The sequence below is a fragment of the Xanthomonas nasturtii genome (assembly GCF_023337365.3).
GTDB classification, from domain to species: Bacteria; Pseudomonadota; Gammaproteobacteria; order Xanthomonadales; family Xanthomonadaceae; genus Xanthomonas; species Xanthomonas nasturtii.
This window is the reverse complement of the sequence record NZ_CP142084.2, coordinates 3,974,171-3,987,447: the sequence shown is the minus strand read 5'-3', so window position 1 is coordinate 3,987,447 and position 13,277 is coordinate 3,974,171. Positions and strand designations below refer to the sequence as shown.

Below are 13,277 nucleotides of genomic sequence, written 5' to 3'. Positions count from 1 at the left end.
GTGAAAGGGGCGATTAACGCGCTGGCGATCGTGCTTCCCGGCCGGCTTATCTGCTGCAGTCGGACTTGCAAATTTCAAGACTGGTCAGCCCGAGGGCAAGCAGCCGCTGGTCCGCAGACATGCCGACCTGCGCGGGAGAGACCGGTGTTTCGTAGCTAAGAACCAGATGCACTACTTCACCAGGCTGGCGGGTCGTGACCGGAATCCGTAGTGCCAGCGGCACCGCTTGTGCTGCAGTGACGCGGGTGTCGAGCGCCTGGACGCCGTTGACCGTGGCACGGATGCGCAGGGCTTGCTGGGGGCCAGGCAGAAACGGGTTGCCGCGCAGAATCACCGTTGTCTTGCCGACGGTCGTTGAGTTGACACGGTAGCGCAGCGATGAGCTTGTGCCTTCCGACCAGACACCCCATGCCTCGTCGGACGACCAGCCTTGCGTGAGCAAGCTGCGGAGCGCGGGGAGCGTAATGCTGGTATCTGCCGCGGGCTCGGTGACCACGGTGTCCTTGGCAGCATCGGCGCTTGCAGGCTTGGCACCACCTGGCAGACGGAAAACCACAACAGCGCCATCTTCGCGTGTTATCGCCGGCGGCGCGCCAATGGCCTGGGTCCATTCAGCGATGACCTGCGCCCCCTGGTCGGCGTAGCCGCGCTTGTCGATGTAGACAGCGTCGAAGCCGAAGCGACTGATCGCCTTGAGCTGTGCGGCGGCGGGTTGGGTCTCCAGATTCCGGTAGAACAGGTCGCCCTCACGGCCCTTCATGCCTGCGTAGCTCCACTTCAGGTGCTGTGAGTGGACGAATCCCACCGCTAGGTCATAGGCGTGCAGGGCATTCTTGGGCGGCACTTCTGGAAACGGCATATAGGGCAACTGGTAAACGGCTGCACCGACAGGCAGGGCAGTTTCAATGCTGCGGATGAAACGCCTGTCCTGCTCGTACGCAGTGCGCGCGCTGGATTGACACGGGCCGCACACCGCCGAGGTCTGGTCCCAGATGCCGAAGACCAGCATGCCGGCGGCAGCGATCGAGGCGATGGTCATGCGGTGTCGACGCCCCACCTTGTCGGACAGCATCTGCACGCCGATGGCTACCGCAGCGAGGGTGCTGAACGTGATGAAGATGCTGGCCCGGTTCCAGCCGCGGATGGAGGGCGATACGACGTGCGCGAAGAGTGAGCCAAGCCCGCCGATGGTCATGAATGCCAGAAGGACGCCGGAAAGAATCGCCAACAGGGCAATGCGTTCTTCGTTGCGCCGCTCGGACAGGCGTGCGAACGCGACCAGCGCCAGGATGGCAAGACCGAAGGAACCGATCAGGCCCAGCGAGGCGGTCGTGTTCTCGTTGATCAACGGTGTGCTGGCCATGTAGCTGGCCGTCACATTGGCCAGCTTGGGTAGCCTGTGGTCGGGGCGCGGCAGGATCAACTGCATGAACTTCACGCCGTAGATCTCGGACTCTGCCGGCGCGCGGGCAGCGACTTCCGGATTGTGACCGTTGATCCGCTCGTTGATCACGTTGGGTGCGACATTTGCCAGCGTGCCAAGCGCGAGGAAGAAAATGACGGGTGCTGCGAGGCGGGTGATGGACGCCCAGTTCTTCTGGAACAACGCCATGAGGCAGGCCGTTCCAATCAGGATCAGGCCGAATGCCGTGTAGTAGACGCCAAAACAGCTCAGGATCAGGTACAGCGCAGCAAGCGCGATCTTGCGGGCGGGCCGGGCGCTCCAGAAATCCAGCGATACGTCGGCGCGTGCAATCCGGATCGCAAGCATGAAGTAGATCGGGATGCCGAAATACCAGGTGTAGAAGATGTGCTGCAGGCGCAGGAAATGGAACGGCGCCAGCGTGAAGAGCATGGCAGTGGTAAAGGACAGCGAACGACCCACGCGCAGCCAGCGCATCACCCAATATGCCGTCAGAAAGTTCGCGGCAAAGCCCAGCAGGAAGAACAGATTCAGTGCTGCGGCACTGCTGCCGGTCAGCATGCCGGCAAGTTTCAGGAACAGGAAGCTGCCGGAGTCTGCCCCGGGGTAATCCAGGAAGGAGGAGCCGAATGGGAAGCCGCTACGGGCGTTCTCGAAGATCCATCCTTCCATCGCTCGCTGCGTCAGCCAGAGGCTGCTCAAGGCGTCGCCGCTATACGAGAGTGGGTAGTCCAGCACGGGCAACAGGCCCGCCCGCCAGCCGACGAGCAGGACGCTGCCCGCCACGACGGACAGGACGGCGCCTAACAGCAGGGGCAGCCATTCGGCCTTGATGAGAGGGCGGGCCGGCGTCGTAGGAGGAAGTAGGGTGCTCATGTAATCCACAGGTCAAGAATGGATGCGCTGCGCCATCGGGGGCTGCAGGCAGGTGCGAGGTGGGGTGACGTTCTGCGCCGCGTCTGGCTCAGCCCTGAGAGGCGTCGGGCTTGGGAGCCTGCAACAACAACTTGCTCAGGATGAACGACACTGGCAGCGTGACAACGATGGAGATCAGCGGGCCGACCGCTGCCGGCACGCCCAGATGCCCTACGCTGAGTTTCAGCGCCAGGGCCCCAAGCGCGTAGGTCACCAGGTAGATGAGCGGAAACGCCGCAAACTTCAACCAACTGTGGTCGGCACGAAAGACATAACGGGTGTTGATCAGGTAACTGAGCAGGATGCCTGCACAGAAACTCGCAAGATACGCCCACTGATAATGCATGAAGCGAAGGAGCACCCAGTACAGCACCAGGGTCAGGCCCGTGTTGAGTGCTCCGCCCAGCAGGAAGCGCAGGGCTACGGAGACCAATGGCCGATGCCGCCGAAGCAGGGTATCGGCCTGTGGGGACTCATCCGCCCGCATTCGCCAGACTCTTGAAGTCCGCGTAGTCGCGGATGTATTCGTCAGAATCGTAGGGCTCGGACGCAAACACCAGCAGCACGGCGTCTTTGGAATACTTGTATTGCGTGCCCCAGATCATCGGCGGCAGATGGATGCCCTGGTTCGGCGAGTTGAGTTCGACATCGATGCGGCGCGTACCGTCGTCCGCCAGCACCCTGACCGAACCGGAGACGCAGACGAGAAACTGATGGCAGCGCTTGTGCGCGTGCTCGCCACGGGTCTCCTGTGTGGGTACGCCGTAGACAAGAAAGTACCGCCGCGCATTGAAGGGCAGGAAGCTGTCGAAGTCGCCGACCGACAGGGAACCGCGCATGTCGGCGAAGCTGGGCATCTGGTAAAGCTTGACGCCCGGAACGACGGTGTCGGTGATGCCCTGGCCGGCGGGCAGCGGAGCTGTCTTGCCCGCATCCTTGTCGGACACGTAACCCACGATGCGCGCAGGATTGCCAACCACGATGGCATTGGGCGGTACCGAGCGTGTGACCACCGCACCAGCGCCGATCATCGCGCCGCTGCCGATGGTGGTGCCGGCCAGGATTGTCGCATTGGCGCCAATGGAAGCACCTGATTCCACGACGGTGCCGAGGAATTTCTCGGGATACACCCGACTGCGCGGAAACAGGTCGTTGGTGAAGGTGGCATTGGGGCCCACAAAGACATCGTCGCCAAGGCGCACGCCGTCCCACAACTGCACTCCGCATTTGACAGTCACCCGATCCCCGACAACAACATCAGATTCGATGAAGACGCCGTCGCAGATATTGCAATCGCGGCCAAGGCGGGCGCCGGGCAGCACGTGGGCAAATGCCCAGACGCGGGTGCCTTCGCCGATGGTGTCGCTCTCGCAAAGAGCATTGGGGTGCACGAAATGGCTCACGGGTTATCCTTTTCGAAGTTTTCGACCGACTGCATGATCGACAGCGGACGTGCCTTGGTATTTTCGAACGCATGCCAGGCGTAGGTACCTACGATACCCAGGCCCAATGAATTGAGTGCGCCGAAGAAGAGAATGGTCAAGATGGTCAGTGTGTATCCCGGCACTGCGACGAGTCCGGAAAACTTCGCGGCCAGCACCAGCGCACCGAGCAGCGTGGTAAATGCCAGCGCGATCAGGCCCAGCGCCGTCAGCATGCGGACCGGCAGGTCGGTGAAAGCAAAGACGCTGTCGGACAGATACCGCAGTTTCTTGCTCAAGGTCCAGGCGCTCTTGCCGTGCTGCCGCTCGCGCCGTTGATAACTGACGAATTCGCGCTTGCCGCCCAGCCAGAACAGTTGCGCAAGCAGGCTGGAATGGGCTTCGTTCAACAGCAACAGCCGTTCGAGGAAACCACGGCTGACAGCGAAGATATCCACGCCACCCTTGGGAATGTCCTTGATGACCATGCGCCGGTAGGTCGCCCAGAACAAGGTCGACGCCAGCTTCGAGGCCGCCGGATCGCTGCGCGCTTCGCGCACGCCGAAGGCCACGTCGTAGCGTGCCTTGGCATAGCGCTGCCAGAAGTCGATCACCAGCGTGGGGGGTTCCTGCAGATCGGCGGCCATGACCGCCGTCAGCTCCCCGGAGCTGAGCTGTAGCCCGGTACGGATTGCCGGAAATGCACCGAAGTTGCGGGTCAGCGTTGCAAGTTGCGAACGGAATGCGCAGCCAGGCAACTTTTCGCGCAGCAAGGCGTAGCTACGGTCAGGGCTGCCGTCCACTACGAAAACCGCTTCGAAATCCCCATCCACGCTCCGTGCGATGAAGTCGACGGCCTGCAGCAGGTCGTCGATGGAACCCTCATTGCCATAGATCGGGACAACGAGGCTGAGGGAGGGCGGCTGCACGTCGCTCAGAACCGGTTGCATGCATCGATGACCTGGTCGACTTCTTCATCGGTCAGCTCGGGGAAGCAAGGCAGCGTGATCACGCACGCGGCATCGGCTTCCGTATTCGGCAGCACCACCGACTCGAAAGCGCCCTCATGGCAGGGCTGGCGATGATCGCACAGCGGGTAGTGGACGTCGGTCTGCACGCCGGCCGCCTGCAGGTGCGCGCGCAGTCCCTCGCGTTGCTCGCAGCGCACGACGTACAAATGGGCCACGTTATCGCTACCTACCACGCCGGCGGATGCAATCTTTGGGTTGGACAGGCCTCGGGCGTAGCGGTTGGCGATGTCCCGGCGGCGTTGGTTCCAGCCATCCAGCAGCACGAGCATATGCCGCAGCATCGCGGCCTGTAGTTCGTCCAGGCGGCTGTTGCGACCGCCGCGCAGACTGTTGGTGTACTTGGCCGTCCAGCCATACTGGCGCAGCTGTGCCGCACGGGTGGCCAGGGCGTCATCGCTGGTCACGATGGCGCCGCCATCGCCCAGGGCGCCCAGATTCTTGGTCGGGTAGAAACTGAAGGACGAAATATCGCCGAAGCTGCCCGCGCGGCGGCCATTGCGTTCTGCGCCATGCGCCTGCGCGCAATCTTCCACCACCTTGATGCCGCGCGCCTGACACAGCGCGACGATGGCCTCGATATCGGCCAACTGTCCGTACAGATGGGTCACGATCACGGCCTTGGGGGCGCCACCCTCCAGCGCAGCCTCCAGCGCGGTCACCGACATCAGTCCCGTGCCTGCACCCGTATCGACGAAAACAGGCGTCGCGCCGCACGCCAGAACGGCGCTGGTGCCGTACATGGCAGCATTGGCCACCACCGCAACCTTGTCGTCCTGACCCACGCCCAGCGCCTTCAAGGAGAGCTCAAGGGCGTCGGTGCCATTGGCGACGCTGACGCAGTGAGTGGCGCCGCAATAGCCCGCAAACTCCTGCTCGAAGGCCTTCACGTTCGGGCCGAGGACGTAGTAGCCGCTGGCAATGATGCTGCCGGCGATCTGAGACAGCGTGTCCTGCAAGGGAGCGATATGGCGGGAAAGCGAGTTGACAGGAATCAGAGCGTCCATGGGATCCGCAGAGTTTGAGTAAGGTGTAAGTTGGAATGGCGTGCCGCCTGGTGGGAGGCACGGTTGTACTGATCTTCGAACCAGACGATAGCGTCTTCATCCAGGTAGCGACCGGATTGGACGTCGAACAGCTCTGGTGAAACGTTGTCCGGGGTCTTCAAACTGCGGGTGACACCGCAGTGCCCAGGTACCAGAGTACGCCGCTGTTCCAGAAGTGCCCTCAGAAGCTTCGCAGGCCCCAACGGTCGCCAGATCCGGCTTCTCCACGAAGCGGTCGACGGCGCGCGCGCCTGTTTCCGCAGCGATCTGGATGTAGCCGTACCCAACTTCAGCGGCGCCCGAAACGAGACCGGAGATCGCCCGCCTCCCGCTATCGCACGTCACGGACCCTGAGGCCCAGGGAGAGAATCAAGGGGGTCATTGTAGATTGGCACGGAATTATAGCGACACGTTCTGCCAAGACGGATTATTTGTGTGCAGAGCAGCTGGACCGCATCCGGATCCTCCAAGCACACCGCGTCATCCGGAAGGGCGCGCGGCGTGCCTGCCCCGGGCTCAGCCCAGCGCCTGTTCCAGCTCCGGAAGCAGTGAGAACAAATCCCCCACCAACCCGATATCGGCAATCTCGAAAATCGGCGACTCCGGATCCTTGTTGATCGCCACGATGGTGCCGGCGTCCTTGATGCCGGTCAGGTGCTGGATCGCGCCGCTGATGCCGATGGCCACGTAGAGTTCGGGGGCGATGATCTTGCCGGTCTGGCCGACCTGCAGCTCGTTGGGCACGTAGCCGGCGTCCACGGCGGCGCGCGAGGCGCCCACGGCGGCGCCGAGTTTGTCGGCCAAGCTGTAGATGTGCTGGAAATTCTCGGCCGAGCCGACGCCGCGGCCGCCGGAGACCACGCGCTTGGCGCTTTGCAGGTCGGGGCGGTCGGAGCTGCCTGCAGCCAGACCGATGAAGCGGCTGTGGGTTGGCAGGGTGGCATCAACCGTGATGGGCTCGACTGTCGCGTTCCCGCCATTGGCCGCCTCCGGCCAGGAGGCACTGCGCACGGTCGCCACCACGATCTGCTCGGCAGGTGCCTTGACGGTGATGATCGCGTTGCCGGCGTAGATCGGGCGCTTGAAGGTATAGGCGTCTTCGACCGTCATGAGATCGGAGATCTGGTTGACACCCAGCAAGGCCGCAACGACCGGCATCAGGTCCTTGCCGAACGTGGTGGACGGGCCGAACACGTGCGTGTAGCCCTCGCGGGCCAGCTGGGCGATCTGCGGTCCCAGCACCTGCGCGATGGCGTGCTCGTTTGCTGCGTTGGCCACGGTCAGCACGCGCGCGACGCCGGCCAGCTGCGCGGCCTGTGCTGCGACGGCGGCCGGGTCGGCGGCCAGCACGACCACATCGATGGATTCGGCCGAGATCGCCAGCGCGGCGCTCAGGGTCTTGGCGGTGGCCGCGTTGAGCTGGCCGTTGAGATGTTCGGCAACGATGAGAACCTTGGCCATTACAGCAACCCCTTCTGCTTGAGTGCGGCCACCAGTTCGGCGGCGTCCTTGACCATCACACCACGGCTGCGCTTGGACGGCGCCGCATAGTGGGAGGTGACCAGGCTGTCATGTGCATCGACACCCAGATCGGTAAACGCCAGCGTTTCCAATGGCTTGCTCTTGGCCTTCATGATGTCCGGCAGCTTGATGAAGCGCGGCTCGTTCAGGCGCAGATCGGTGGTGATCACCGCAGGCAGGTCCACTTCCAGCGTTTCCAGGCCGGCATCCACTTCGCGGGTGACCGTGGCCTTTCCGTCGGCCACCACCAGCTTGCCAGCAAAGGTTGCCTGCGGCCGGCCCCACAATGTGGCCAGCATCTGGCCGGTCTGATTGGCGTCGTCGTCGATGGCCTGCTTGCCCAGAATCACCAGGTCCGGCTGTTCCTTCTCGACCAGCTTGAGCAGGGCGCGCGCAGCCGTCAGCGGCTGGATGGCTGCATCGGTGACCACATGGATGGCACGGTTGGCTCCCATTGCCAGCCCGTTGCGCAGATGCGCGGCTGCATCGGCCGGCGCCAGGGTGGCGACCACGACTTCCGTGGCGATACCCCCATCGCGCAGGCGCAATGCCTCCTCGAGTGCGATTTCGTCGAACGGATTAGGCGAAAGCTTGACGCCGTCAGTGACCACGCCGGAGCCATCCGGCTTGACCTGAATGCGGACGTTGTAGTCCACCACGCGCTTGTAGGCGACGAGGATTTTCATCGTGTACGAGATCCTTCAGCTGTTGCGGGAAGGCCTGGCCGCGGCGGCAGGCTCGGGAGTGCGGCCATTCTAACCGGGCTGGGCGTACCATGCGATGGCGTATGGATGGTGCGTTGCAATACTCCCGTGCGTGGTTTGGCCCATGCTTAGGCCCGGCATTGCTCTGACCGTATATCCTGTGTGGTTTGAAAACGCAGCGCAGTGCGCGCGCGACCAGGAGGGGTAGATAGTGGCGACTTGGCTAGTGACCGGCGGGGCCGGTTTTATCGGCGGAAATTTTGTTCTTGAGGCAGTCGCACGCGGGATCCGTGTGATCAATCTCGACGCGCTCACCTACGCGGGCAACCTGAACACGCTGGTGTCGCTGGAAGGCAATGCCGGCCATGTGTTCGTCAAGGGCGACATTGGCGATGGCGCGCTCGTGACCCGCCTGCTGCAGGAACATCAGCCGGACGCGGTGCTGAATTTCGCTGCCGAAAGCCATGTGGATCGCTCGATCGAAGGCCCGGGCGCTTTCATCCAGACCAACGTCGTCGGCACCTTGGCTCTCCTTGAGGCTGTGCGCGATTACTGGAAAGCGCTGCCGGCTGCGCGTCGCGATGCTTTCCGTTTCCTGCATGTGTCCACCGACGAGGTCTACGGCACGTTGGGTGCGACCGGCAAGTTCACCGAGACCACTCCTTACGCACCGAATTCGCCATACTCGGCGTCCAAGGCGGCATCGGATCATCTGGTGCGCGCGTTTCACCACACCTACGGGCTGCCGGTGCTGACCACCAACTGCTCGAACAACTACGGCCCGTACCATTTCCCGGAAAAGCTTATCCCGCTGGTGATCGCCAAGGCGCTGGCCGGCGAGCCGTTGCCGGTATACGGCGATGGCAAGCAGGTGCGCGACTGGTTGTTCGTCAGCGATCACTGCGAGGCGATCCGCACCGTGCTGGCCAAGGGCAAGATTGGCGAGACCTACAACGTGGGAGGCAATTCCGAGCGCCAGAATATCGAGGTCGTGCAGGCGATCTGTGCACTGCTGGATCAGCATCGCCCGCGTGAGGACGGCAAGCCGCGGGCAAGCCAGATCACCCATGTCACCGACCGGCCTGGGCACGACCGTCGTTACGCGATCGATGCGTCGAAGTTGAAGAACGAATTGGGTTGGGAGCCTGCTTACACCTTCGAGCAGGGCATCGCGCAGACGGTGGAGTGGTACCTGACCAATCAGGCCTGGGTGCAGGGCGTGCTGGATGGAAGCTATCGCCTTGAACGCATTGGCGCGACCGCCTGATACTCATCTCAGCGTCCGCATAATGCTGTGCGGACCTCCAAGGACGCTCTCATGACTCAACGTAAAGGCATCATTCTCGCGGGCGGTTCCGGAACGCGCTTGTATCCGATCACCAAAGGCGTCAGCAAGCAGCTGTTGCCGGTGTACGACAAGCCCATGATCTACTACCCGCTCAGCGTGCTGATGCTCGCAGGTATCCGCGACATCCTGATCATCAACACACCGCACGAGCAGGCGCTGTTCCAGTCGCTACTGGGCGATGGTTCCCAATGGGGCGTCAATATTCAGTATGCCGTGCAACCCAGCCCTGACGGCCTGGCGCAGGCCTATCTGATCGGTCGCGAGTTCGTCGATGGCAAGCCGAGCTGCCTGGTGTTGGGCGACAATATTTTTCATGGTCACGGGTTGACTGACACCCTACGCCGCGCCGACATGCGCGAGCAGGGTGCAACCGTGTTTGGCTATTGGGTCAACGACCCAGAGCGCTATGGCGTGGCCGAATTTGATCAGCAAGGCAGGGTCATCGACATTGCCGAAAAGCCGGAAAAGCCCCGCTCCAACTACGCGGTTACCGGTCTGTATTTCTATGACGGCAAGGCCAGCGACTACGCGGCTGCGTTGAAGCCCTCGCCACGCGGCGAGCTTGAGATCACCGATCTCAATCGTTGCTATCTCGATGCTGGCGATCTGCATCTTGAGCCTCTGGGGCGCGGCTATGCATGGCTGGATACAGGCACGCACCAGTCGCTGCATGAAGCGGCCAATTTCATCGAGACCATCCAGATGCGCCAGGGTCTGCAGGTGTGCTGCCCGGAAGAAATCGCATTTGGCCAGGGCTGGATCGATGCAGAGCAGCTGGAGCGCCTGGCAGCGCCGTTGTTGAAGAATGACTATGGCAAATATCTGACGGCATTGGCCAAGCGCGGGGTTGTCCATTGAAAGTGATCGAAACGACGTTGCCCGGCTGCGTCGTCATCGAGCCTGCAGTGTTCGGCGATGAGCGCGGTCAGTTCTTCGAAACATGGAATGCAGAGCGCTTCAGGCAGCATGGTCTGCCGACGACTTTTGTGCAAAGTAACGTCTCCACCTCTGCCAAGGGAGTGCTGCGCGGTCTGCATTACCAGTGGCCTCGGCCACAGGGCAAACTGGTAAGCGTGCTCGAAGGTGAGGTCTACGACGTCGCGGTGGATATCCGCGCTGGATCTCCCCATTTCGGGCGTTGGACCGCCGTTTTGCTGAGTGCAGAAAACCGTCGCCAAGTCTGGATACCTGAGGGATTTGCTCATGGCTTTGCCGTGCTTTCGGAGAAAGCATTGTTCAGTTATCTGTGCACCGACGTGTATGTGAAGGAAGCCGATGCCGGCGTGCGTTGGAACGATGCCGCGATCGGTATCGATTGGCCGATCAGCGATCCATTGCTGTCTGCAAAGGACTCCGCTGCGCCGTTCCTGGATGAGGTGCCAGCCGACCGACTGCCGGTGTATATGCCGTGACCACGTTGGTGTTTGGCGCAAACGGGCAGGTTGGGACGGAACTGCTGCGTGCGCTGGCAATCGACGATGCCGTGCAGGCCACCACGCGCAGCGGCCAGTTGTCTGACGGCAGCGCGTGCGAAACAGCGGACTTCGATGCGCCCGACACGCTGACGGCCTTGCTGGATCGGATCAAGCCATCGCGTGTGGTCAATGCCGCCGCTTATACGGCAGTGGATCGCGCCGAGCAGGATCGCGAAAGTGCGATCCGTGCCAATGCAACGGCGCCTGGCGTTATCGCAGCATGGTGCGCCTCCAATCGCATACCGCTTGTGCACTACTCGACCGACTACGTCTTCGACGGGCAGGGCACAGCGCCGTACCGCGAGGATGCACAGACCTCACCGCTCGGTGTTTACGGGGAAACCAAGCTCGCCGGCGAGCAGGCCATCCGTGCGTCCGGTGCACAGCATCTGATCCTGCGTACCGCCTGGGTGTATGCCTCGCATGGTGCCAACTTCCTGCGCACGATGTTACGGGTGGGTGTCGAACGCGATGAGTTGCGCGTGGTGGCCGATCAGATCGGAACACCGACCCCAGCGGCCTTGATCGCCGATGTCACTGCGCAGTTGCTGCGTCAGCGCGCGCCCGATACCTCGGGCACCTGGCACCTCACTGCAGCTGGCCAGACCAGCTGGCATGGGTTTGCCGAGGCCATTTTCGAGGAAGCGGTCAGTGCCGGTCTGCTGGAGCGTGCGCCGTGTGTAGTGCCGATTACGACTGCCGACTACCCCACACCGGCCAGGCGTCCGGCGTATTCGCGGTTGTCGATCGACAAGCTGCAGAGCGATTTCGGCATCGAATTGCCCGAGTGGCGCGTTGGCTTGCAGCATGTGATTGCCGAATTGCCCGCGGCCAGGACGTAGTTCAACAACAGGTCGATGCCGGTAGCGCGACTGCCGATGCCCGATGCCCGAAATGCAAACAGCCGGGAATTCCCGGCTGTTTGCTCATGCGACGCAGCGTTTCACGAACAACCGATCACGCGCGCCCGTAGGTATCTTCAAAGCGCACGATGTCGTCTTCGCCCAGGTAGCTGCCGGACTGCACTTCGATCAATTCCAGCGGCAACTTGCCCGGATTGCGCAGGCGGTGAGTTACGCCTAGCGGGATGTAGGTACTCTGGTTTTCGGTCAGCAGCAAGACCTCGTCGCCACGGGTGACTTCGGCGGTTCCGCTCACCACGATCCAGTGTTCGGCGCGATGGTGGTGCATCTGCAGGCTGAGCACCGCACCGGGTTTGACGGTGATGCGCTTGACCTGGTGACGCTGGCCCATGTCGATCGAATCGTAGGCGCCCCACGGACGATAGACCTTGCGATGCCAGGTTGCCTCGGAACGGCCAGCCGTCTTGATCTGGCTGACCACGTCCTTGACCTCCTGGATACGGTCGCGGTGACCGACCAGGACCGCGTCCGGCGTCTCGACAACCACCACGTCCTCCAGTCCGACCATGGCGATCAGGCGCGAGCCGTATGCATAGGTGTTCTGGCAATCGAGCTGGATCACATCGCCATGGTGCGCGTTGCCTTGCGCATCCTGCTTGGAGACATCCAGCAGCGAGGACCACGAACCGACATCGTTCCAGCCCGCATCCAATGGCACCACGACCGCATCGGCGGTCTTTTCCATCACCGCGTAGTCGATCGAATCCGACGGGCTGGCGGCGAAGGCGTCCTTGTCCAGGCGGGTGAAATCGGCGTCGCGCTTGCCGCTTTCCCATGCCTTCTGGCAAGCATCGGCGATGGCGGGATGGAATTTGTGCAGTTCTTCCAGATAACGCGAGGCACGGAACAGGAACATGCCGCTGTTCCAGTAGTACTCGCCGCTGGCCAGATAGCCTTGCGCGGTTGCCAGGTCGGGCTTCTCGACGAAGCGTTCGACCGCGCTCGCGCCAGTGCCCGCACCGGCCTTGATGTAGCCATAGCCGGTCTCAGGTGCGGTCGGCTTGATGCCGAAGGTGACCAGCTTGCCCTGCGCTGCCGCTTCGGCGGCAACCGTCACTGCTGCCTGAAACGCAGCCTCGTCACCGATGACATGGTCCGAAGGCAGCACCAGCAATAGCGGGTCGGCACCGTCGCGGGTCGCTTCCAGCGCCGCAACGGCAATTGCCGGTGCCGTATTGCGTCCCTTGGGCTCCAGCAGGATGGCCGAGGGCTTCACGCCCAGCTGTTGCAACTGCTCGGCGGCGATGAAGCGGTGTTCTTCATTGGCCACCACGATCGGTGCATGCGCAGCCACCGGAGCCGCACGCAGCCAGGTCGCCTGCAACATGCTCTTGTCGCCAACCAGTGGCAGGAACTGCTTCGGATAGGATTCGCGCGACAGCGGCCACAGGCGCGTGCCGGAACCGCCGGACAAAATAATGGGGAGGACGTCGCTCATGGGCGGGGGAAACTCCAGTGCGTCAAAGGTGGGGA

12 protein-coding genes are annotated in these 13,277 nt (G+C 62.6%); 4 read left to right on the top strand and 8 right to left on the bottom strand.

All coding sequences use genetic code 11. The annotated features are described in order from the left end of the window. Positions 1-46: 46 nt before the first annotated feature. The 7 genes from M3O59_RS17325 to M3O59_RS17295 form a co-directional block, all read right to left on the bottom strand. Positions 47-2,299, bottom strand: coding sequence for a sugar translocase (locus M3O59_RS17325; protein WP_249054580.1), 2,253 nt, complete (start codon positions 2,297-2,299; stop codon positions 47-49). Positions 2,300-2,387: 88 nt separating this feature from the next. Further along, positions 2,388-2,825 (bottom strand): GtrA family protein, encoded by a 438-nt coding sequence (locus M3O59_RS17320; protein ID WP_064635167.1) that lies wholly within the window; start codon positions 2,823-2,825, stop codon positions 2,388-2,390. Next, a complete protein-coding gene (locus tag M3O59_RS17315) occupies positions 2,812-3,741 on the bottom strand; it encodes a WxcM-like domain-containing protein (RefSeq protein ID WP_249054578.1) in 930 nt (309 codons plus the stop codon). Before M3O59_RS17315 ends, M3O59_RS17320 begins: the two co-directional genes overlap by 14 nt. Beyond that, positions 3,738-4,709, bottom strand: coding sequence for a glycosyltransferase family 2 protein (locus M3O59_RS17310; protein WP_064635171.1), 972 nt, complete (start codon positions 4,707-4,709; stop codon positions 3,738-3,740). Before M3O59_RS17310 ends, M3O59_RS17315 begins: the two co-directional genes overlap by 4 nt. Continuing rightward, positions 4,694-5,794, bottom strand: coding sequence for a DegT/DnrJ/EryC1/StrS family aminotransferase (locus M3O59_RS17305; protein WP_064635173.1), 1,101 nt, complete (start codon positions 5,792-5,794; stop codon positions 4,694-4,696). Before M3O59_RS17305 ends, M3O59_RS17310 begins: the two co-directional genes overlap by 16 nt. 555 nt (positions 5,795-6,349) lie before the next feature. Then, positions 6,350-7,294: an electron transfer flavoprotein subunit alpha/FixB family protein gene (locus M3O59_RS17300; RefSeq protein ID WP_249054573.1), complete on the bottom strand. Its 945-nt coding sequence runs from the start codon at positions 7,292-7,294 to the stop codon at positions 6,350-6,352. Further along, positions 7,294-8,040 carry an electron transfer flavoprotein subunit beta/FixA family protein gene (locus M3O59_RS17295; protein WP_116905738.1) on the bottom strand — a complete coding sequence of 249 codons (747 nt, stop codon included), beginning with the start codon at positions 8,038-8,040 and terminating at the stop codon, positions 7,294-7,296. The genes M3O59_RS17300 and M3O59_RS17295 overlap by 1 nt, the downstream gene beginning before the upstream one ends. 229 nt (positions 8,041-8,269) lie before the next feature. Between M3O59_RS17295 and rfbB the strand changes: the two genes are divergently transcribed. Genes rfbB through rfbD form a run of 4 tightly spaced genes read left to right on the top strand, consistent with a single transcriptional unit; the run spans position 8,270 to position 11,723 of the window. Further along, complete coding sequence (gene rfbB, locus M3O59_RS17290; protein ID WP_249054571.1) at positions 8,270-9,325, top strand: dTDP-glucose 4,6-dehydratase; 1,056 nt, start codon at positions 8,270-8,272, stop codon at positions 9,323-9,325. 51 nt (positions 9,326-9,376) lie between these two features. Then, positions 9,377-10,264 (top strand): glucose-1-phosphate thymidylyltransferase RfbA, encoded by an 888-nt coding sequence (gene rfbA, locus M3O59_RS17285; RefSeq protein WP_064635182.1) that lies wholly within the window; start codon positions 9,377-9,379, stop codon positions 10,262-10,264. Continuing rightward, entirely contained in the window at positions 10,261-10,818 is a 558-nt protein-coding gene (gene rfbC / locus M3O59_RS17280; RefSeq protein WP_064635183.1) for a dTDP-4-dehydrorhamnose 3,5-epimerase, read from the top strand. Before rfbA ends, rfbC begins: the two co-directional genes overlap by 4 nt. Further along, positions 10,815-11,723, top strand: a complete 909-nt coding sequence (gene rfbD / locus M3O59_RS17275; protein WP_116905736.1) for a dTDP-4-dehydrorhamnose reductase — start codon at positions 10,815-10,817, stop codon at positions 11,721-11,723. The genes rfbC and rfbD overlap by 4 nt, the downstream gene beginning before the upstream one ends. 115 nt (positions 11,724-11,838) lie before the next feature. On the opposite strand, the gene M3O59_RS17270 is transcribed toward rfbD, so the two are convergent. Beyond that, the gene (locus M3O59_RS17270) at positions 11,839-13,242 is read right to left on the bottom strand and encodes a mannose-1-phosphate guanylyltransferase/mannose-6-phosphate isomerase (RefSeq protein ID WP_249054566.1); all 1,404 of its coding nucleotides are present in this window, start codon (positions 13,240-13,242) and stop codon (positions 11,839-11,841) included. Positions 13,243-13,277 lie beyond the last annotated feature (35 nt).

Coding starts and splice junctions, on each gene's coding strand:
- rfbA (WP_064635182.1), top strand. CDS start 9,377: ATGACTCAACGTAAAGGCATCATTCTCGCGGGCGGTTCCGGAACGCGC.
- M3O59_RS17310 (WP_064635171.1), bottom strand. CDS start 4,709: ATGCAACCGGTTCTGAGCGACGTGCAGCCGCCCTCCCTCAGCCTCGTT.
- M3O59_RS17305 (WP_064635173.1), bottom strand. CDS start 5,794: ATGGACGCTCTGATTCCTGTCAACTCGCTTTCCCGCCATATCGCTCCC.
- M3O59_RS17295 (WP_116905738.1), bottom strand. CDS start 8,040: ATGAAAATCCTCGTCGCCTACAAGCGCGTGGTGGACTACAACGTCCGC.
- M3O59_RS17270 (WP_249054566.1), bottom strand. CDS start 13,242: ATGAGCGACGTCCTCCCCATTATTTTGTCCGGCGGTTCCGGCACGCGC.
- M3O59_RS17320 (WP_064635167.1), bottom strand. CDS start 2,825: ATGCGGGCGGATGAGTCCCCACAGGCCGATACCCTGCTTCGGCGGCAT.
- M3O59_RS17325 (WP_249054580.1), bottom strand. CDS start 2,299: ATGAGCACCCTACTTCCTCCTACGACGCCGGCCCGCCCTCTCATCAAG.
- M3O59_RS17300 (WP_249054573.1), bottom strand. CDS start 7,294: ATGGCCAAGGTTCTCATCGTTGCCGAACATCTCAACGGCCAGCTCAAC.